This window comes from Kribbella sp., assembly GCF_035655035.1.
GTDB lineage: Bacteria > Actinomycetota > Actinomycetes > Propionibacteriales > Kribbellaceae > Kribbella.
Genome location: NZ_DASRVN010000630.1, coordinates 1 through 19,864 on the forward strand (window position 1 = coordinate 1; position 19,864 = coordinate 19,864).

Annotated in this window: 18 protein-coding genes; 14 read left to right on the plus strand and 4 right to left on the minus strand. The window is 70.3% G+C overall.

Annotation, left to right across the window (positions count from 1 at the left end; genetic code table 11):
• The 3 genes from VFF46_RS32980 to VFF46_RS32990 form a co-directional block, all read left to right on the plus strand.
• Positions 1 to 1,192, plus strand: a 1,192-nt coding sequence (locus VFF46_RS32980; RefSeq protein ID WP_325041157.1) for a winged helix-turn-helix domain-containing protein, incomplete at its 5' end; no start/stop codon positions are given.
• 40 nt (positions 1,193 to 1,232) lie between these two features.
• Entirely contained in the window at positions 1,233 to 1,772 is a 540-nt protein-coding gene (locus tag VFF46_RS32985; RefSeq protein WP_325041158.1) for a hypothetical protein, read from the plus strand.
• Between the two features lie 152 nt (positions 1,773 to 1,924).
• Complete coding sequence (locus VFF46_RS32990) at positions 1,925 to 2,182, plus strand: VOC family protein (protein WP_414673117.1); 258 nt, start codon at positions 1,925 to 1,927, stop codon at positions 2,180 to 2,182.
• Positions 2,183 to 2,350: 168 nt separating this feature from the next.
• Here the strand turns inward: VFF46_RS32990 and VFF46_RS32995 are convergent, their stop codons facing one another.
• Positions 2,351 to 3,001, minus strand: a complete 651-nt coding sequence (locus tag VFF46_RS32995; RefSeq protein ID WP_325041160.1) for an SGNH/GDSL hydrolase family protein — start codon at positions 2,999 to 3,001, stop codon at positions 2,351 to 2,353.
• Positions 3,002 to 3,203: 202 nt separating this feature from the next.
• On the opposite strand from VFF46_RS32995, the gene VFF46_RS33000 reads away from it, so the two are divergent.
• On the plus strand, positions 3,204 to 6,269 hold the full coding sequence (locus VFF46_RS33000) for a sialidase family protein (RefSeq protein ID WP_325041161.1): 3,066 nt from the start codon (positions 3,204 to 3,206) through the stop codon (positions 6,267 to 6,269).
• A 48-nt stretch (positions 6,270 to 6,317) separates the two neighbouring features.
• Here VFF46_RS33000 and VFF46_RS33005 read toward each other — a convergent pair whose 3' ends face one another.
• Both VFF46_RS33005 and VFF46_RS33010 read right to left on the minus strand, forming a co-directional pair.
• Positions 6,318 to 7,085, minus strand: coding sequence for an IclR family transcriptional regulator (locus VFF46_RS33005; RefSeq protein WP_325041162.1), 768 nt, complete (start codon positions 7,083 to 7,085; stop codon positions 6,318 to 6,320).
• Between the two features lie 5 nt (positions 7,086 to 7,090).
• Entirely contained in the window at positions 7,091 to 7,969 is an 879-nt protein-coding gene (locus tag VFF46_RS33010; protein ID WP_325041163.1) for an SMP-30/gluconolactonase/LRE family protein, read from the minus strand.
• Positions 7,970 to 8,173: 204 nt separating this feature from the next.
• Here VFF46_RS33010 and VFF46_RS33015 point away from each other — a divergent pair, with 204 nt between their 5' ends.
• From VFF46_RS33015 to VFF46_RS33060, 10 genes are all read left to right on the plus strand, one after another.
• Positions 8,174 to 9,502 carry an aspartate aminotransferase family protein gene (locus VFF46_RS33015; RefSeq protein ID WP_325041164.1) on the plus strand — a complete coding sequence of 443 codons (1,329 nt, stop codon included), beginning with the start codon at positions 8,174 to 8,176 and terminating at the stop codon, positions 9,500 to 9,502.
• Positions 9,499 to 10,986 (plus strand): M81 family metallopeptidase, encoded by a 1,488-nt coding sequence (locus VFF46_RS33020; protein WP_325041165.1) that lies wholly within the window; start codon positions 9,499 to 9,501, stop codon positions 10,984 to 10,986. Before VFF46_RS33015 ends, VFF46_RS33020 begins: the two co-directional genes overlap by 4 nt.
• Before the next feature lie 16 nt (positions 10,987 to 11,002).
• Complete coding sequence (locus tag VFF46_RS33025) at positions 11,003 to 11,395, plus strand: RidA family protein (protein WP_325041166.1); 393 nt, start codon at positions 11,003 to 11,005, stop codon at positions 11,393 to 11,395.
• Complete coding sequence (locus tag VFF46_RS33030; protein ID WP_325041167.1) at positions 11,392 to 12,297, plus strand: dihydrodipicolinate synthase family protein; 906 nt, start codon at positions 11,392 to 11,394, stop codon at positions 12,295 to 12,297. The genes VFF46_RS33025 and VFF46_RS33030 overlap by 4 nt, the downstream gene beginning before the upstream one ends.
• Positions 12,294 to 13,067 (plus strand): SDR family NAD(P)-dependent oxidoreductase, encoded by a 774-nt coding sequence (locus tag VFF46_RS33035; protein WP_325041168.1) that lies wholly within the window; start codon positions 12,294 to 12,296, stop codon positions 13,065 to 13,067. The genes VFF46_RS33030 and VFF46_RS33035 overlap by 4 nt, the downstream gene beginning before the upstream one ends.
• 136 nt (positions 13,068 to 13,203) lie before the next feature.
• A complete protein-coding gene (locus VFF46_RS33040) occupies positions 13,204 to 14,832 on the plus strand; it encodes an ABC transporter substrate-binding protein (protein ID WP_325041169.1) in 1,629 nt (542 codons plus the stop codon).
• Positions 14,833 to 14,838: 6 nt separating this feature from the next.
• Entirely contained in the window at positions 14,839 to 15,795 is a 957-nt protein-coding gene (locus VFF46_RS33045) for an ABC transporter permease (protein WP_325041170.1), read from the plus strand.
• A 15-nt stretch (positions 15,796 to 15,810) separates the two neighbouring features.
• Positions 15,811 to 16,698 (plus strand): ABC transporter permease, encoded by an 888-nt coding sequence (locus VFF46_RS33050; RefSeq protein ID WP_325041171.1) that lies wholly within the window; start codon positions 15,811 to 15,813, stop codon positions 16,696 to 16,698.
• Positions 16,695 to 17,696 carry an ABC transporter ATP-binding protein gene (locus VFF46_RS33055; protein ID WP_325041172.1) on the plus strand — a complete coding sequence of 334 codons (1,002 nt, stop codon included), beginning with the start codon at positions 16,695 to 16,697 and terminating at the stop codon, positions 17,694 to 17,696. Before VFF46_RS33050 ends, VFF46_RS33055 begins: the two co-directional genes overlap by 4 nt.
• Entirely contained in the window at positions 17,693 to 18,706 is a 1,014-nt protein-coding gene (locus VFF46_RS33060) for an ABC transporter ATP-binding protein (RefSeq protein WP_325041173.1), read from the plus strand. Before VFF46_RS33055 ends, VFF46_RS33060 begins: the two co-directional genes overlap by 4 nt.
• Positions 18,707 to 18,783: 77 nt before the next feature.
• Here the strand turns inward: VFF46_RS33060 and VFF46_RS33065 are convergent, their stop codons facing one another.
• Positions 18,784 to 19,755 (minus strand): Gfo/Idh/MocA family oxidoreductase, encoded by a 972-nt coding sequence (locus VFF46_RS33065; protein WP_325041174.1) that lies wholly within the window; start codon positions 19,753 to 19,755, stop codon positions 18,784 to 18,786.
• Positions 19,756 to 19,864 lie beyond the last annotated feature (109 nt).

The window sequence follows — 19,864 nt, forward strand, 5'->3', positions numbered from 1 at the left end:
CCCCACCCCGGCCAATCTCCCTGCCGAGGTTCGCCCTCCCGCCAGGGGCCTCCCCGCCCAGGCTTACCTCCCCACTGAGGGTCGCCTCCCCGCCGAGGGCGGCCTCCCGTCCGCTTACCTCTCCACCGGGGACCGCCTCCCACCCACTCACCTCCCCACCGAGGACCGCCTCCCCGCCGAGGGCGGCCTCCCGTCCGCTTACCTCTCCACCGGGGACCGCCTCCCGCCCGCTTACCTCCCCGCCGAGGGTCGCCTCCCCGCCGAGGGCGGCCTCCCGTCCACTCCCCTCCCCACCGAGGACCGCCTCCCCGCCCGGGCTTACCTCCCCGCCGAGGGTCGCCTCCCCGCGCGGGGCTATCTCCCCGTCGGGCAGAGGTCGTTCGGCGGGCGGGACCCGTTCCTGCGCGGGTTGGTGGATCTGCTCGCGCACACGAAGTGGCTGCCTGACGTCGTCGCGCTCCCGCCCGGCGGCGGCATGGGTACGACGCTGGCGTCCGAACTCGAGCCGATCCGCGCGATGACCGACGCCGAGATCCGCGCCGGATGCGAGGTAGCGGCGCAGTACAGCTGGATCGACCAGGACCTGCGCTGGCTCGACACGTCCGGCCTGGGCGAGAAGGTGGCGTCGGCGTTGCACGCGGTCTGGTCGCGGTACGTCGCGCCGGACTGGACGCGGCGGCGTACCGCCCTCGAACGCGAGGTGATGTACCGGGCCGGACTGCTCGCGGCATTCGGTTGGCCGGCGGCGCTGGAGGGGATGAGCCGGCGGAGCCGATGGGTCGGGGCGGACAGCATCCAGTTCAGCCAACAGCCTGGGGCGGATCGGCAGATCGGCGACGAGGGGCTGCAGTTCGTCCCGGTGACATTGGCGAGCGGTACGTGGCTGTGCGAGAGCGACACCGGATACGCGCTGGTCTACCCGGCCGGGCGCGCAGCCGTCGAAGCACCCACCGACGGACGAGTCGCGCTCGAACGGCTGATCGGCCGCGGCCGGACCGAACTCCTCGACCGCCTGTCCCACCCTGCAACCGCGACCGAACTGGCCGCCGAACTCGGACTGTCCCTGGGCACCGTCGGCCGCCACCTAAGGATCCTCCGCGACGCCGGCCTGATCGTCGGCCTCCGCGACGGCCACAAGGTGGTCTACCGCCTGACCGTGCGCGGCGCGGACCTGACCGCATATAATGAATGAGTAGCCTCCGACACGTTCCCGTGTGCGGAGGCTTCTTTGTATGACCCTTCTCTACAAGGCCGCCGGCCAGATCCGCGGGGACGAAATCCTCCCCTTGAACCAGCTGCGCGTGCAGTACCCCGACCTGTACGAGCGCGAACTCGGCAAGTACGCCGCCCGCCCGCAGACGCTGACCAACCCGGTGTACCCGCTCGGGTGCTGCTGGGCCGACGTGGTGTTCCTGTCACCGGTACACCCCGCCCCGATCTTCCAAGCCCTGCAGGAATCCGGCCGGATCGGACCGGTCGTCATCGACTACTGGACCCTCGACGCCGACCTCCTGGATCCCGCCAACACCTGCATCCTGCTCAAACGCCACGACCCCGAAATGAAACCCCAACCGCCCGAGGACTTCGTCCCGTACTCCCCCGCCGCGGCCGCCGCCCTCTCCATCCCCACCACCCGTGCCCTGCACCGCCTCCGCACCCTCACCCCCACCGAACCCCTCTATCCCTGGGCCGACATCCCCCACATCCTCCACCACGGCAGCATCCCCCTCACCTGCTTCCGCACCGCGACCGGCGACCCGATAACCGGTTGATCAACCACCCCGGACCGGCCCACGCTCGGAGGTGACCCCCGAGGAGGCCCCGTGCGCAGCGCGATCCTGAACATCACCTTCGACAGCACCGATCCACGACACCTGGCCACCTTCTGGAGCCAGGCCATCCGCCGCCCGCCACCTTCCACGACATGCCAGGCAACCCCTTCTGGAGAGTCGAGGCTGACGGCGTGAATCTCGTCTTCGTGCACGTCCCCGAGCCCAAAACCACCAAGAACCGCCTCCACCTCGACCTGGTCCCCCAAGAAGCCACCCAGGCCGAAGAACTCGCCCGCCTCCAGTCCCTCGGCGCCCACCTCCAGGACGACCGCCGTACCAGAACCCCCGGCGGCTGGCTGATCCTCACCGACCCCGAGAACAACGAGTTCTGCCTCGAGATGGGCGAGTGACCTACCCGCCCACTCGAACGAGGTTCGTCCGTCCCTGAAGCCCGTCGCCCGGAACGACTCATCTTCGTTGCCGTGGCCAACCAGAACCTCGACCGCTGCCTGACCACCTTCGGAAAGGTCGCCCACGCCGTCCAACCCACCTCGTCAACCACCGCCGCTGCTAAACCCTCAGGGCAGGTAGGACCGGCTCAGGGAGGACTCGGGCGCATCGACCCCCAACGTGCGAAACAGCTCCGAGGCCAGCATCCGGTGCCCGTACTCGTTCGGGTGACATCCTTCGGAGATCCAGTACTCCGTCCGCTCCCCCGCCTCGGTCCACACCCGGTGGTGATCCACGAGCACCGCGCCGAACCGGTCGGCCAGCTCGCGGACGACCGCGGCGTACTCGGGCAGGACGGTACGGCGAGGTTCGTCGTACCGCGCCACCTGATTCGGGGTCTGCACTACCAGAACGGCGTCGGACTCCCCGGTAAGTCGCCGAAGAACCTCGGTGTACCCGTCGGCGAACGAGGACAGACCGTCCGTACCGAGGGTCGCGTCGTTGAGCGCGAACATCAGCACGACCACCTCCGGCCGATGCCGGAGCACGCAGTGCTCGAGGTCGCCGGCGAGATCTCCGATACGACGATCGGAGATGCCCGTGTTGACGACGAGGTCGCGGCGGCGCCGGAGCTCCCAGCGCCAGCGTTCGGCGAAGAGCTCGGTGTAGTCGCGCCACCCGTTGGTGTGCCGGGCGCCCTGCGTCACGCTGTCTCCGGTGAAGACCCAGGTCAGCGGCTCGGCCAGTCGCAGCAGCGCATCGGCCGGAAGCGTCGTCATGGGGAGAGATCCTTCGGTTCCAGCGAATGAAACACAGATAGTGCTGTATGAAACGCTAGTCGCACCGTGCAGCCGGGTCAAATGGTCACCCGAGGCGTTGACGCCGGTTCGGCACCAACTTATGGTCGGCCCAGCGCACGAAATCGCTGTTTCATTGAGTGAAAACGCGATCACCCGCCCGCCCGTTCGCGAGGAGTCCGTGATGCCCTTTACCCGCCGCAGTTTTCTCATGGTCGCCGGTTCCGGCACCGTCTCCGCTCTGCTGACCACCCCGGCCACCGCCGCTCGTGGCCGCTGCCGCTCGGCGACTGCACCCGCCGTCGCGGTCACCGGGTCGATCGGCTTCCAGAACCACGACCTGAACCCTACGACCGGCGCGCTCGCCGAGTGGGGCGTCCACGTCGCGTACGCCGCCGACTACGACTACCGCAGCATCGGCATCGACGTCGGCACCAGTCAGGTGAATGCCCTCGCAATGACCGCCTCCCGCGGTCCCCACGGCCTGAACCAGCGCGACTGGTCGATCTACACCAGCGCGGACAACGCCGCCTGGACGAAGGTCACCGACGTACAACTGGTCGACCTCGGCGACCAGGTGTGGTTCATGTTCCCGTCCCAGACTCGCCGGTACCTGAAGGTGCACTGCCACCGCGAGTTCACCGACGTCGCCCGCAGCACCTTCATCCTGAACGACCTGCAGACCGGGCTCACGGCGTACCGGCTGCCGATGCCCGCACTCGTTGCCGGCGGCACCGGTAGCTGGACCACCAGCGTGCCCGTAACCGTCAACAATCCGACGGCGGCGACACTCAGGGACCGCGCCGTTCACGTCACCTACGCCCAGCTCGGCACCACCACACTGGTTGCGGCCGGCAAGTTGCGCGGCGATCTCGCCGACCTGCGGTTCGCCGACGGCCTCGGCAACTACCTGCACGCCTACGCCGACGCCGACGGGGTCTTCGTCCGCATTCCGTCGATCAACGCCGGGCAGCAGCTCACGATCCAGGCGATCACCGGCAACCCGTCCGCACGGGACGTGGTCCATCAGGATGCCGCCGCGCTGCAGGTCGAGTACGGCCAACGGACCCTGCAGCGGCTCGACCATCAGGCCGGCGGCAAGACCTGGGGCAATGACCAGCGGCCGTTGATCCTCGCCTCCGGCGTGGTCGTCTCCACCGGCGGCTGGCACGACAGCAACGGCAAAGGCGGCATCGGCGCGCGGTACTCCTCCGACGGCGGCCGGACGTTCGGCGACGTCACGGACTTCGTCCCCGGCACAGGAGTCGGGACAAACGCGCAATGCGGCTACAGCACCGGCAGCTACCTGGTCGATCCGGTCGACGGCTCACTGCACTTCCTGTTCTACCGCCTCCGTACGGCGGCGGGCTCGAACTGGCTGAACCCCGCGGACAAGGACTGCACCTGCTGGGTCGCCAAGGCGAGCACCTTCGGCGCCGACGGCTCGCCGAACTTCACCAGCGTGCAACAGCTCCTGCCCTACTCCCCCGCCGCCGGCCAGAACGCTGCCTGGTCACTCACCTACGCCAACCCGGTCCGTACGCCGGGCGGCACGTGGATCGTCCCGGTGAGCTATCCGTACACCTCCAACGGCACGTTCGCGGTGACGATCTTCCGCTCGACGGACCGTGGCACCTCCTGGCAACAGGTACCGGTCGAGTTCACCATCCCCGGTGGCGGGTTCGAGGTCGGCGTCAGCGAGACGGCGCTGGCCGTGCGTACCGATGGCTCCGTCCTGCTGCTCGCCCGCGGCCAGGGCAAGGGCCGCTACTACATGATGACCAGCCAGTCGACGGACGACGGCCAGACCTGGTCACCGCTGACCGAGAGCAAGGTGCTGTCCGTCAACACGATGCCCGCGCTGTCCGCGGGACGTCCTGGCGACCTGCAGCTGAACTGGTCCGGCCACAACTCGAAGGGCCAGGCCAGCTACTGGCGGAACAACCTGACCATGGCACACAGCCAGGACGGCGGTGCCAGCTGGAACGGGTATCACGACCTGATCGGCGCAACGTCGCTGTCGGTCCCAGGGATCAACCCGCCCGGGGGTGCCGCCGACAACTACTACATGCGGGTAATGGAGGCCGACTCGGTACGGATCGGCAGCGCGGACCGGCTCTTCGGCTGGAGCACCTGGAACCTCGCCTTCCCCGACGGCGGACCGCAGACGATGTACGTCGAGGACGAGGTGCGGTACCTCCGGGACAGCCACGGCGCCCTGGACACCCTCAACTTCCGCTCGTCGGTCGGCTCGTTGATCGGGCAGGGGTCCGAGCTGGCGCACGACCGCTGGTGGCGAGTCTCCGGGGCGGGGTCGCTCACCCTGACCGACGGCGCCCGGGGCGCGTCCAGCGCGCTCCGCATGCAGGCCCCGGCCGGCTCGACGGTCGGCGCGTCGCGGCTGTTCCCGGCGATCCGGCGCGGCCGGATCCGCTTCCGGGTGCGCTGGGCCGGGGTCGGCTCGCACCTCGAGCTGGCCGTCCAGGAAGGCTTCGGCGGCGAGCCGCAGGCGACCGGCACCGTGCAGGTCCTGCGGATCGCACCCGACGGCTCGCTCCTCGCTCCGAGCGCGGCCCGCGGAGAGTCCACGATCGGCTACTTGGACAACGACGTGAACCCGGCCACCGGCAACCTCGGCGGTTTCGGGTACGAGGGCAACATCGCCCTCGACTACCTTCGCCGCAGCATCGGCGCGTCGTTCAGTACCCCGGCCCAGCTCAGCGAGATCCGGATCGCGGACGCGGACGGCGCGAGCCGGCTGACCGCCGCCGACCTGTCGGTCTGGGTCTCCGGCACCAACAACGGCGACTGGACCCAGCTGACCGACTGGACGATCACCGGATCGGCGGGCAGCTTCACCGCATCCGGGCCGACGGTCAGCACGCGGTACGTGAAGATCGCCCAGACCAAGGCCGACACCGCGTTCACCTTCGTCAACGACAAGCGCGTCATCCTGTCCTTCACCCGCGCGCTGAACCCGTTGCCGGTGCCCACGACGGTGCCGACGAACGTCTACACCACCATCGATCTCGGCGTAGACCTCCCGGCCGGCACGGTCACGGTCACCGTCGACGGACAGGACCGCGGTACCGTGCCGGTCTTCGCGCCGGCCGAGGTCGTGACCCACCTCCTGATGCTCGGCGCATCGGGGTCCGCCGCCGTCGACACCGCGCTCGACGAACTGATCGTCCAGGACACCGCCGCCGGCCTGCCGGCGCTGACCTCGGTCGGCGCCGCGACCAACCTGTAGCCGCCGACGACGGGCCGGATCGCACGCCGCGGTCCGGCCCGGTTCCGCTCAGCCCGCGAGCTTCTTGCCGAGCCCCGCCGCGGCCTTGCGGAGCCGGCGGGCCACAGCCGGCACGTCCTCCGGTTCGAACCGGCTGATCGGTGCGCTCAGGCTCAGCCCCGCCGGAAACGTCAGCCGCGGGATCGCCACCGCCAGGCAGCGACCCTCGTCCTGGTTCTCCTGGTCGTCCAGCGCGTAGCCCTGTTCGCGGACCTTCCCGAGCTCGGCGAAGTACTCGTCCTGGTCGAGGATGGTCGCCGCGGTGAACCGGGGCATGCCGACGGCGTTCAGGATCGCCCGCACCCGGTCTTCCGGAAGCCCCGCGCAGATCGCCTTGCCGAGCGCGGTCGCGTGCACGTAGCCGCGCTCGCCGACACGGGCCGCCAGCCGCATCGAGTGCGGGCTCTCGATGACCATCCGGTGCACGATCATCGTCCCGTCGAGCAGGCCGAGGTTGGCGGTCTCGCCGGTGGCGTCGCGCACCTGCTCGAGGACCGGACGCGCGAGCTCGACGAGCCGCTCGATGCCGCGGGTGTGCTGCGGCCGGAACGCCGGACCGAGCCGGTACGTCGAGGAGTCCGCGTCGCGCTCCGCGTAGTGCCGCGCCTCGAGCGCGCTCAGGTACCGGAACGCCGAGCTCTTCGGCAGCGAGGTGGCCGCCGCCACCTCGGTCAGGCTCACGCCGCCGTCGGAGTTGGCGAGTGCGTCCAGGATGTCGCAGACCCGGTCCACGCTCCGGATCGGATACGCCGAAGCGGACTCGGTGGTGGCTGCCATCGCGGTCAAACCCTTTCTTCGGATGCATTCATCGTAGGTCCTGGGACCGCGCCGACCCGGCAGCGGAAGACCCGCCCGGCCAACGGTTCCGCCGCGGACCGCGCGGCGTCGAAGCCCTCCTGAGCCGTGGTCACCAGCAGTTCGCCGCCGGCCGGACCGCCGATCGCGACCGCGGTGGTCTGCGCGGTCGGCATCGCGACCCGGGACACGATCCGCCCGTTCCTGATCGCCAGCACCGCGGCACCGCCGTACAGCGCGAGCCAGACCAGGCCGGACGGATCGATCGCCAGACCGTCCGGCATGCCTTGCGCTGCGGGGATCCTCAGGTACTCCGACGAACCGGTCAGCTCGAAATCGTCGGTGAACTCGTGCCGCCAGACGACACCGGTCCGGCTGTCGGCGTGCAGCAATGTCCGCTGGTCCAGCCACCCCAGACCGTTGGACAGCGCGAATCCGGACGCCGGGGCCGAGATCGTACCGTCGACGCCGACACGGATCAGGTCTCCCGCGGCGGCGGCCCCGGCCGGCGGTACCGAACCGGTCCAGACGGAGCCGTCCGGGCCGATGCAGCCGTCGTTCAGCAGCCAGCCGTCCGGCACCGGCAGCTCGACCCAGGGCTCGAGCCGTACGTCGCCGTCCGCAACCGTCAGCCGGAGCAGCCGGGTCTCGTCCGCGAGCACGAGACGGTCCCGACCGAGCGGAGCGACGAAGGAGGCACGGCGTCCGGTCCGGAGGACCAGCTGAGCGGCCGCGCCGGGCGGCATCCGGTAGACGGCGCCGACCACGACGTCCAGCCACCACCACGCCGCACCGTCCCAGCGCGGACTCTCCCCCAGCAGGCAGCGAGGCCCGGCAACGGGTACCGGCGAGGGCGGCGTACGCAATCGATCTCCTGCTCATGGTGTTCCACTCAGCGGATCATTGATTTTGAATAGTGAGCCACCGCGCGCTCCCGGTCAACTCCGCGAGTCAGTTCGGACGGACCGTTGACCGGTCCGCGAACGAGCGGTTAGCGTTCGAGCCACCAGAACGGCGATTTCAATCACCGGAACATACCCGATGGTGACGACGAAGCGAGGACGCATCCGATGATCGACAGCTGGCCCACCTCCGCCCGCCTGTGGGACCGGGCCAAAGGATCGTTGCCCGGCGGCGTCTCGACCGGCATGCGCGCCTCGATGCGGCCGCACCCGTTGTTCTTCCGCGGCGGCCGGGGTCCGGTCCTGACCGATGTCGACGGCAACGACTATCTCGATCACGTGCTCGGCTGGGGCCCGGTCATCCTCGGCCACGGCCACCCGGGACTGACCGAGGCCGTCACCCGGCGGCTGCCGTACGGCGCGACCTTCGGCGCCGGGCACGAGCTCGAGTTCCTGGCCGCCGAGGCCGTGCTCGAGGCCGTCCCCGGGGCGGAACGCGTGCTGTGGTCGAACACCGGCTCCGAGGCGGACCAGATCGCGCTCCGGCTGGCCCGCGCCGCGACCGGGCGGAACAGGTTCGTCAAGATGACCGGCCACTACCACGGCTGGTCCGACGCGTTCCTGCTCGGCTACCGGCCGGACGCCGAGGGCCGGCTGGATCAGACCGGCACCCACGGACAGAGCCCGGCCGCGTTGTCCGATGTCAGCCTGGCCCCGTGGGGCGACCTGGAGGCGGTCAGCTCCGTCCTCCGGGATCCGGCTCAGGACATCGCGGCCGTGTTCGTCGAGCCGGTGCTGTGCAACTCGGGCGTGATCGCCCCGCCTGACGGCTACCTCGCGGGTCTCCGGTCGCTGTGCGACGAGACCGGGACCCTGCTGGTCTTCGACGAGGTGATCACCGGCTTCCGCATCGCGCTCGGCGGCGCGGTCGAGCTGTACGGCGTACAACCTGATCTGGTGGTGCTCGCCAAGGCGCTGGCCGGCGGTTATCCGGTCGCAGCCGTCATCGGGCGCGACGCCGTACTCGGACAGTCCACCCGCGGTGTCGTGCACGCCGGGACCTACAACGGCAACCCGGTGGTGCTCGCCGCCGTGAAGGCGACGGTCGAGGCACTCGCCGAGCCCGGCGTCTACCCGGCGTTCGAGGCCAACGGCCGGCGGCTCGCGGACGGGATGCGGGCCGCCCTCGACCGGCACGGGGTACCGGCCGCGATCAACCAGGTCGGCCCGGTCGTCCAGGTGCTTCCCGGGATGGACCGGTGCGACACCTTCACCCAGTTCCTCGCCGGGGATCAGCGGTGGTACGACGTACTGACCGTCGAGCTGTTGCGCCGCGGTGTGTTCGCGCTCCCGGGCGGCCGGTGGTACCTGTCCGCCGCGCACACCGCGGCCCACGTCGACACCACGGTCGAGGCCTTCGGTGCGGCGGTGGCGGCGACCGTCGAGACGGACGGGCTGCCGCGTGGCGCCTTGCAGGGCGGAGGTGTCGCCGGATGATCCGCCTGGCCGTGACCGGGCTGTTGCACGAGGCAAACACCTTCTCGTCGCAGCTGGCCGACCTGACCGCGTACCTCGACGGCGGAGTGCACGCGGGCGCCGACCTGATTGAGCACTACCGCGACTCACAGGCGGTCCCGGGAGGCTTTCTCGAACCGGCCGATCCCGACGTCGAACTCCTGCCCCTCCCGGTCGCCTACGTGACGCCGCGCGGTCCGGTCTCGGCCGAGGCGTTCGACGTACTCGTCGGCCGGATCTGCGACGAGCTCGCCGCGGCCGGCCCTGTAGACGGGGTACTGCTGGTCCTGCACGGCGCCGCGGTGGCCGAGGGCCGGCCGGCCGCCGACGCGGAGATCGCCGAACGGGTCCGCGAGGTCGTCGGGCCGGAAGCAGTCATCGGTACGACGCTGGACATGCACGCGAACGTGGACCAGCGGCTCGTGGACGCGGTCGACGTGATGACGGCGTACCAGACGAACCCGCACGTCGACGCACGGGAGAAGGCGGTCAAGTGCCGTCGGCTCGTCCTCGATGTGATCCGCTCGGGCAGGCGGCCGGCGCTGGTGGTCGAGCAACTGCCGCTGGTCGTGACGATCGTCCGGCAGGACACCGGCGAACACCCGATGGCCGGTCTGTTGGCAAAGGCCCGCGAACTCGAGACCGAAGCGGACCTGCTGGACCTCAGCCTGCTGGAGGGCTTTCCGTACGCCGACACGCCACAAATGGGGATGTCGGTGATCGCGATGCACGCCGACCGGGACCGCGCCGCGAACGCCGCGCGCCGTCTGGCGGAGGTGGTCTGGTCGGAGCGGAAAGCCCTGCAGGGCAACGGGATCGGGGTCGCGGAGGCCATGACCGTGATCGCGGAGCACCACGGCGACCGGCCGCTGCTGGTCCTCGACGTCGGGGACAACATCGGCGCCGGCGGTCCGGGCGACTCGACGATCATGCTGGCCGAGGCCCTGCGTCGTCGCGTCGCCGGCGCCGGGACCACCCTCGACGATCCGGATGCCGTACGGCGCCTCGCGGACGTCGAGCCCGGCGACCGGGTGGACGTCCTGGCCGGTGGCCGCTCCGCGGAACAGGACGGCATGCCGGTCCGGCTGACCGGCGTCCTGGTCGGGCGGCATCGCGGCACCTACGAAGAGGAGCAGGTCGCGCACGGCGGGTTCCGGTTCTTCGACGCCGGGGAGATGCTCGGCATCCGAACCGACGAAGGAGTCCTGGTGGTGCTCACCTCGAAGGTGATCCAGCCGGTCTCCCCCGCCCAGTACCGGGCCGTCGGCATCGACCCCGATCGGCTCCGGGCGCACATCGCCAAGGGCGTCAACGGCCCGCGGGCCGGCTATGCCCGGATCTGCGCGCCCGAGGTCGTCGTGGTCGACTCGCCCGGCGTCACCCGCAACTCGGTCACCGAACTGACGTACCGGCATCGCCGGATCCCCATGTACCCCTACGAGAGCAGTACGACGTACTCGAGCTGAAGGATCGGTCACAGCCATGCCACGCACCGCCGTCATCGACGCCGCGACGCCTCGGTCGCACCTGCCGTTCTCCCCCGCCGTCCGGGCGGGCGACCTGGTCTTCGTCTCCGGCCAGGCCTCCGTCGACGAGACCGGACAGATCGTCACCGACACGTTCGCCGGTGAACTCGCTCGCTCGATGGCCAACGTCGAGCGGATCCTCGCCGCCGCCGGCGGTTCGCTGGACGACGTGGTCCAGGTCCGCTGCTACCTCGGCCGCTGGGCGGACCGCGACGAGTTCAACCGGCTCTACCCGCAGTACTTCGCGACGCCGTACCCGGCCCGCACCACGACCGCCGGTGGTATCGGCGACCTCAAGTTCGAGGTCGACGTCGTCGCCCACCTCCCGATCGAAGGAGCGGACCGATGAACGAACTGCCCGCCGGTGTGGTCACTCCGCTGGTCACGTTCCTCGACGAGTCCGGCACCCGGCCGCACGCCGGCCACCTGAAGATCCTCGTCGACACGCAGGTCGCCGCCGGAGTCCACGGGTTGCTGGCGATCGGATCCACCGGGGAGCTCGGCAGCCTGAGTGCCGACGGCCGCCGTGCGACGGTGCGGGTCGTCGTGGACGCAGCGGCCGGCCGGGTCCCGGTCTGGGCCGGTGCCGGCGGGCTCGGAACGCTGGACACCGTGCAGGCCGCCCGGGACTGCGTCGACGCCGGAGCCGACGCGGTGCTGGCACTGCAGCCACTGTTCTTCGACTGCAGCGACGACGAACTCTACGAACACTTCGCCGCGATCGCTGGGGCCGTCGACGTCCCGGTGATCGCCTACAACGTCCCGGTCCGGACCCCGCGCGCGCTGTCGCAGCCGTTGCAGGAGCGACTGGTCCGGGACGGCGTCATCGCGGGGATCAAGGACTCGTCGGGTGACCTGGCGGCCGGCCGGTTGCTGTGCCGGGCGTTGGCCGGCACAACGGCAAAGGTGTACTCCGGCGGCGAGCTGACCCTGGACTCGGCGCTCGCGGCCGGCTTCCACGGGATCGTCCCCGGCTTCGCGAACATCCTGCCCGGTCCGGCCGTCGCCCTGTGGGAGCATGCCGGGAGCAACGACAAGGAGAGCCTCGCGGCGCAGGAGAGCTATCTCGAGCTGTTCGGCATCCTGGCCGCCGAGCTGCCCGGCGCCGGGTTCCCGGCACGGGCCATCGGTGCGATCAAGTGCGCCGCCGCGGCCGCGCTCGGCCTGCCGGTGCCGCGAAGTACGCCGCCGCTCACCGCACCGACCGCGGAGTTCGCGGCCGCGGTCGCCGCCGTGGTGCAGCGCGCATGATGCCGTCGTTCCGGCTGGACGGGCGGGTCGTGGTCGTCACCGGTGGCGCCGGACTGTACGGCGCCCACCTGTGCCGGACGGTGGCGGCCGCCGGCGCGTCGGTCGTTCTGACCAGCAGATCGCTCGCCAAGGCGACCAAGGCCGCGGCCGACCTGGCCGGCAGCGGCGACGTACGACCGGCCGAGCTCGATCAGGCGGACCCGGACAGCATCGGCGCCTTCGCGGACCGGATCGAGCGGGACTTCGGGCGGATCGACGTACTGGTCAACAACGCCGTGCACCGGCAGGGCCGTGGGCTCGACGGGATCACGGCGGACGACTGGTCGGCGACCCAGGACGTCAACGGGCGCGGGCTCTTCCTGCTGACCCAGCGGGTCGCCCGGACGATGCGCGAGCACGGCGGCGGATCGATCGTCAACATCGGCTCGATCTACGGCATCACCGGTCCCGACCTACGGCTGTACGCCGGCACGGAGATGTCGATGCCCGCGTACTACGCCTACGACAAGGCGGGCATGATCGGCCTGACCCGCTATCTCGCGTGCGTCCTCGGCCCGGACGGGATCCGGGTCAACTGCCTCGCCCCGGGCGGCCTCGACGACGGGACGGCGCCGGAGTCGTTCCGGAGTGCCTACGCGCAGCGGACACCGTTGCGCCGGCTCGCGTCCGGCGCCGACGTCGCCGGTGCGTTGTTGCTGCTGGCATCGGACGCGGGCGGGTACATCACCGGCGTCACGCTGCCGGTGGACGGCGGCTTCACCGCGCAGTGAGACGTCCGGCCCGACGACCGGATCGCGACGGCAGCGATCCCTTGACATCCCTTCGGCAGTCAACCAAGGTTCAATCTACTGAAACCATCGGTTTCATTCACTGAAACCGTTCCCGAGCGGGAGTGAGGAGGCGGACGTGCCACGGTTCACGACACGGTTGCGATGGGCAACGATAGTCGCGGCGCTGGCGATCGCGGTCGCGGGCTGCAGCGAAGCCGGCGCGCCGGCCGGCGGGTCGGCGGGCGCATCGACAGGCGCCGGACAGGCAGGAACGATCACCTACCAGCTGTACCTGCAGGCGTCGGCGTTCAGTCCGTTCACCGCGCTCACCGGCGGCGACGGGCAGGTCTCGCTGCTGCAGTTCCAGCCGTTGCTCTCGGTCACCGGCGACAAGTACGTGCCCCGGGTCGCCGAGAAGTGGGATGTCAACGCGGACGCCACGCAGTACACGATCCACCTGCGGAAAGCGACCTGGAGCGACGGCAAGCCGATCACCTCCAAGGACGTGAAGTATTCACTGGAAGCCACCGCCGATCCGAAGACCGCCGCGGTCTGGGCCGGCGCGATGACCCCGATCAAGGGCACCAAGGAGTTCCAGACCGGCAAGGCGACGACCATCTCCGGGATCGCGACGCCGGACGACCGGACGGTCGTGATCACGCTGACCGCCCCGCACGCGGGCTTCCTGGCCAACCTGGTGCAGGTCGGCATCGTCCCCGAGCACGTGTACGGCGCGATCGGCCACGACCAGTTCAAGGGCAACGAGGCCTTCCACACCCCGAAGGTCGGCAGCGGACCGTACGTGTTCTCCCGATGGATCAACGACGACACCATCGAGTTCACCGCCAACCCGCACTTCTGGGCACCGGTACCGGCCGCCAAGCTGGTCACGAAGTACCTGACCGGCGACGCCGCGCTCGCGCAGCTGCAGACCGGCGAGGTGGACATCGCCCAACTGCCGGCCGCCGAGGTCGAGCCGCAGAAGACCGACGGGAAGATCACCGTCGCGCAGGGTCCGGGCTCCGGCGAGATGACCCTGCACACCGCGCTGAAGAACGGCAAGCTCGCCGACAAGCGGGTCCGGCAGGCGATCCTGTACGCGATCGACCGGGACTCGATCGTGAAGAAGGTGCTGTCCGGGCAGGCCAAGGTCGCGGACACCGCGCTGTTCGCCCCCGACTGGGCACAGCCCTCGGATCTGGTCCACTACGGGTACGACCCGGCCAAGGCGAAGCAGCTCCTGGCCGCGGCCGGCTGGAAGGCGGACACCGTCGTACGGCTGGACATCAACCCCGGCCAGGCGGACCGGGACGCGGTGATGCAGATCGTCCAGGGCCAGCTCCAGGCGGTCGGCATCAAGGCGCAGATCACGCCGCTGCAGCCGGCCCAGGTCACCGAAGTCGTGAAGAACAACGACTTCGACCTGATGATCACGATGCTGAACCAGGTCCCGCTGATCGAGCCCGCCGCGATCAACGTGCGGCTGCGCTGTGACCAGGTCGCGCCGGCCGGGATCAACATCACCGGGTACTGCAACAAGCAGCTCGACGACCTGCTCGACCGCGGCATGGCGAGCACCGACCAGACCAAGCGCGCGCAGGCGTACCAGCAGGCCAACAAGATCATCAACGACGACGTACCGATCCTGCCGCTGTACGTCCCGACCGCGAACTACGGGCTGAACAAGCGGATCACCGGCTTCGACCCGACCGTCTCCCCCGCCTTGATGCTCACCAGCGCCGAGCAGTGGAAGATCCAGGGCTGATCCACCGTGCTGCGTTACGTCCTCAGCCGGCTGCTGTTCAGCGTCGTGGTCCTGCTGGGCATCAGCGTGCTGCTGTTCGCGCTGGTGCGCAGCGCCCCGGGCGACCCGGTCGACATGTACTTCGACCCGATGTCGTTCCAGGGACCGGACCGGGCGGCGGCCGTCGCCGCCGCCCGCGCCCAGCTCGGCCTCGACAAGCCGCTCCCGATCCAGTTCCTGGTCTGGCTCGGCGAGGCACTGCAGGGCAACCTCGGCCGGTCGCTGGTCAGCGGGCGGCCGGTGTCCGCGGTGATGCTGGAACGCCTGCAGAACAGTTCGTCCCTGATGCTCACCGCACTGCTGATCTCGCTGCTGCTCGGCATCGCCGCCGGGCTGGTCGCCGCGCTGAAGCGGAACACGGTGGCCGACTACGCCCTGTCCGCCGCCAGCCTGGTCGCGCTCTCGATCCCGGTCTTCTTCCTGTCGCTGATCGGCATGTACTTCTTCGGCGTCAAGCTCGGCTGGCTGCCGACGGCGGGCATGAACGAACCCGGTGGCGGGGTCCTCGACGGGCTCCGGCACCTGATCCTGCCCGCGACGATCCTCGGCGTCAGCGGCGCGGCGGCGTACCTGCGCTGGGGGCGCGCGAGCATGCTCGACGTACTCGACCGGGACTTCATGGTGACCGCGCGGTCGAAGGGGCTGTCCACCTCCCGGGTGATCTTGCGGCACGGCGTACACAACGCGCTGATCCCGCTGATCACCGTGGTGTCGATGCAGATCCCGACCCTGTTCAGCGGTGCGGTGGTGGTCGAGCAGATCTTCGCCTGGCCGGGGATGGGGCGGTTCGCCGTCGACTCGATCAGCGCCCGCGACTACCCCGCGATCATGGGGTTCGTGATGTTCGTCGCGGTGCTGGTGGTGCTGTGCAATCTGATCGCGGACGTGCTGTACGCGATCGTCGACCCGCGGATCAGGTTGTAGGAGGAGATCCTCGTCATGACGACCGTTTCGGCCCAGGACGGGCTTGCGGCCCGCAGCTTCAGTCCGCGGGCGCTGGCGTGGCGGCGGTTCCGCGCGCACCGGCTGGCGATGGCCGGCCTCGCCGTACTGCTGCTACTGGTACTTGCGTCGGCGCTCGGACCGCTGCTCTACCGGACGGACCCGAACGCCGTCGACCCGTTGCTGTACCGGCAGCCGCCCGGGTCCGGGCACCCGCTCGGCACCGACTCGGCCGGGCGCGACGTCCTCGCCCGGCTCCTCGCCGGCGGCCGGGTCTCACTCACGATCGGGCTGGTGGCAGCGTCGCTGGCCACCGTCATCGGCGTCGGGCTCGGTGTCACCGCGGGTTACCTGCGTGGCCGGACCGAGGCCGCGTTGTCCCGGATCGCCGAGGTGTTCCAGTCGTTCCCGACGCTGATCGTGATCATCGTGGCCGCCGCGTTCCTCGGACCGAACCTGTGGCTGCTGATCCTCTCGCTCGGGTTCATGCAGTGGACGCAGGCGTTCCGGCTGACCCGCGGCCTGACGCTGTCGTTGCGTGAGCAGGACTCGATCGAGGCGGTCGAGGGCCTCGGCGCGACGCCGTGGCGGATCGTCCGCAAGCACCTCGTACCGGCGGTGCTGCCCCAGGCCGCGGTCTCGTTCACGTTGCTGACCGCAACGGTCATCATGACCGAGGCGGCGCTGTCGTTCCTCGGCCTCGGCGTACCGCCGCCGACCGCGACCTGGGGCGGGATGATCAACGAGGCCCAGCAGTTGCGCATCCTCGGGTCGATGCCGTGGATGTGGGCACCGCCCGGCATCGCGATCGCGCTGACCGTGATGGCGGTCAACTTCGTCGGCGACGGCCTCCGGGACGCGGTGGACCCGCGGGGGTCGCGATGACTACCGAGCCGATCCTGCGGCTGCAGGACATCGTCACCGAGTTCGCGACCCTGTCCGGCCGGGTGCGGGCGGTCAACGGCGTGACGTACGACGTACTCCCCGGGCAGACGCTCGGCGTCGTCGGCGAATCCGGCTCGGGGAAGAGCGTGACGGTCATGTCGGCCCTCGGCCTGCTGCCGCGAACCGCCAGCGTGCACGGGCGGGCGCTGTTCCGCGGCCGCGATCTGCTGGCGCTCAAGGAACGCGAACTGCAGCGCGTCCGGGGCCGCGACATCGGGCTGATCTTCCAGGATCCGATGACCGCGCTGAACCCGGTGATGACGATCGGCGCGCAGATCGACGAGACGCTCAAGCGGCACTCCACCGAGCTCGGCCGGCGGGGCCGCGCGGACCGGATCGTGGAGTTGCTCACCGATGTCGGCATCCCGGCACCTCGGGAGCGCAAGGATCTGTACCCGCACCAGTTCTCCGGGGGCATGCGGCAACGCGCGATGATCGCGATGGCACTGGCGAACCGGCCGTCGCTGCTGATCGCGGACGAGCCGACCACGGCCCTCGACGTGACGGTGCAGGCGCAGATCCTGGACCTGCTGCGCCGGCTGTCCGACGACCACGGCACGGCGCTCGTGCTGATCACCCACGACCTCGGCGTGATCGCCGAGATGGCCGACCGGGTCGTCGTCATGTACGGCGGCCGGGTCGTCGAGTCGAGCAGTGTGGACGACCTCTTCCACGCCTCCCGGCACCCGTACACCAGGGGGCTGTTGCGTTCGATGCCGGGCGCGGACGAGCGCCGTACGTCGCTGACCGCCATTCCGGGAGCGCCGCCCGATCCTCGGCACCTGCCGACGGGCTGTGCGTTCCAGCCGCGGTGTGACCTGACCGCCGGGCGGGACCGTTGCCTGGTGCAACCGGAGCTCACGGTGGTGTCCGCCGGCCACGGGACGGCGTGCCATTTCCACGACGAGTTGACGCAGAGCGAGGAGGTGGCCGGATGACCGGCGTACAGGCCGCTGGGACGGCAACCGGCACCCGATTGCTGACCGTCACGGATCTTGTGCGGCATTTCGAGGTGGGCAAGGGATTCCTGCGCAAGCCGAAGACCGTGCACGCGGTCAACGGCGTGTCCTTCCACGTCGATGCCGGCGAGACGGTCTCCTTGGTGGGCGAGTCCGGGTGCGGCAAGTCCACCGTCGGGCGGACGGTGATGGGCTTCCATCCCCCGACGTCCGGGACGGTGGAGTTCGAGGGCGGGAACATCGGGGCGATGACCCGCCGTGAGCTCCGGCCGGTCCGGCGCCGGATCCAGTACGTCTTCCAGGATCCGTACGCCTCGCTCCCGGCCCGATTGCCGGTCGCGCAGATCCTCACCGAGCCCCTGGAGATCCACGGCATCGGCGATCCGGCCGCGCGCCGGGCGCGGGTCTTCGAGCTGCTCGAGCTGGTCGGCCTGCGCAAGGACGTCGCGTCGCGGTACCCGCATGAGTTCTCGGGTGGTCAGCGGCAACGGATCGGCATCGCCCGGGCGCTCGCCCTGGAGCCGAAGCTGCTGATCCTCGACGAGCCGGTGTCCGCGCTCGACGTGTCGGTGCAGGCGCAGGTCGTCAACCTGCTCGACCGGCTCCGCGGGGACCTCGGGCTCGGGTACGTGTTCATCGCCCACGACCTCGGCGTGGTCCGGCACATCTCGGACCGGATCGCGGTGATGTACCTCGGTACGATCGTGGAAACCGGGCCGGCGGCAACGATCTTCTCCGCGCCGCGGCATCCGTACACCCAGGCGTTGCTGTCCGCCGTACCGGTCCGGGACCCGCGCCTCCGCGACCCGGGCCGCCGTCAGTTGCTGTCCGGCGACCTCCCCTCGCCGACCGCGATGCCGGCCGGCTGTCCGTTCGTGACCCGTTGCCCGCAGGCCCAGGACATCTGCCGCACGGAGCGCCCGCAGTTGCTGCCCGCCGCGTCGGGTGCGCTGTCCGCCTGCCATTTCACCGTGCAGAAGAACGGGTAGTGCACCCGGCACCTGGACCGTCGCTCGGGCAGCGGCCGCTCTCAGCTCCGCTCGCGGGACGGGTGGATCCCGGACCACTACCCGTTCGTCGGTACGTCTTCCCAGCCGCCGCTGCTCGCCGAGCTCCGCAGCGCGTCAGCCACCTCCAGCGCCGCCATACCGTCAGCGAAGCTCGCCACCGGCGCGGTTCGGCGCTCGACCACCTCCATCAGGTGCCGCAACTGCGCGAGCAGACCCTCCGCCGGGGACGCGGGATGGCACTCGACGGTCACCCCGGCGGCCTGGCGCAGCCGGATGTCACCGGTCGCGAGATCCGCGAACAACGATCCCGCCGTACCCATCACCTGCAGCGTCCGCGCGCCGACGGTGTCGACGTAGTCGATGTGGCAGTGCGACACGACGTCGTCATGGCGGAGCATGGCGTCGACCAGATTCGGGTGCTCCACGTGGTCCGCGTGCTCCGTCGTACGGGCGACAGCGCAGACGCTGCCGATCGGGCCGAAGAGCTGCCGCAGGTAGTCCCATTCGTGCGAGTAGTCGCGATAGAGCCGATCCGGCTCGGCCCTGGCGAACCGGGAGGCCGCGACCGTGATCGTGTTGTACGCCCCGAGCAGCACCTGCGCCGCCGTCGGCCGGCCGATCGCGCCGTCCGCGATCAGCGTCCGCAGCCGCTGCACGACCGGCCGGTGCCGCAGCACGTATCCGACCAGCACCCGGTCAGGGTCGGTGATGCGGTCCACCGCCGCCCGGGCCGCCGGGACGGACTCGGCGATCGGCTTCTCCACCAGGACCGTGGCGCCGGCATCGAGGGCCGCCAGCAGTTGCGGTATGTGCGTGTGATCGGGACCGGCCAGAACGACCGCGTCCGGTCCGGCGGCGAGCAGGTCGTCGAAGTCCGGCGTACGGCGGTCGACGAGCGGGCTGCGGGCGCTCGCGAGCAGCTCCGGATCGGGGTCGAACAGGTCGACCCGGACGTCCGGCAGGCCCGAACAGGCTGCCAGATGCTGCCTCCCGATGGACCCGAGACCGCTGATCGCTATCCGCTTCATCGCCGACTGCCTTCCGTCCCATGAAACTTGGGGTTCACCAGGTGGACCACTGTCGCTTAGGCTAACAGCGCGGAACCACTGTCCGCACCGATCGAAGGGAGCCGAGCTC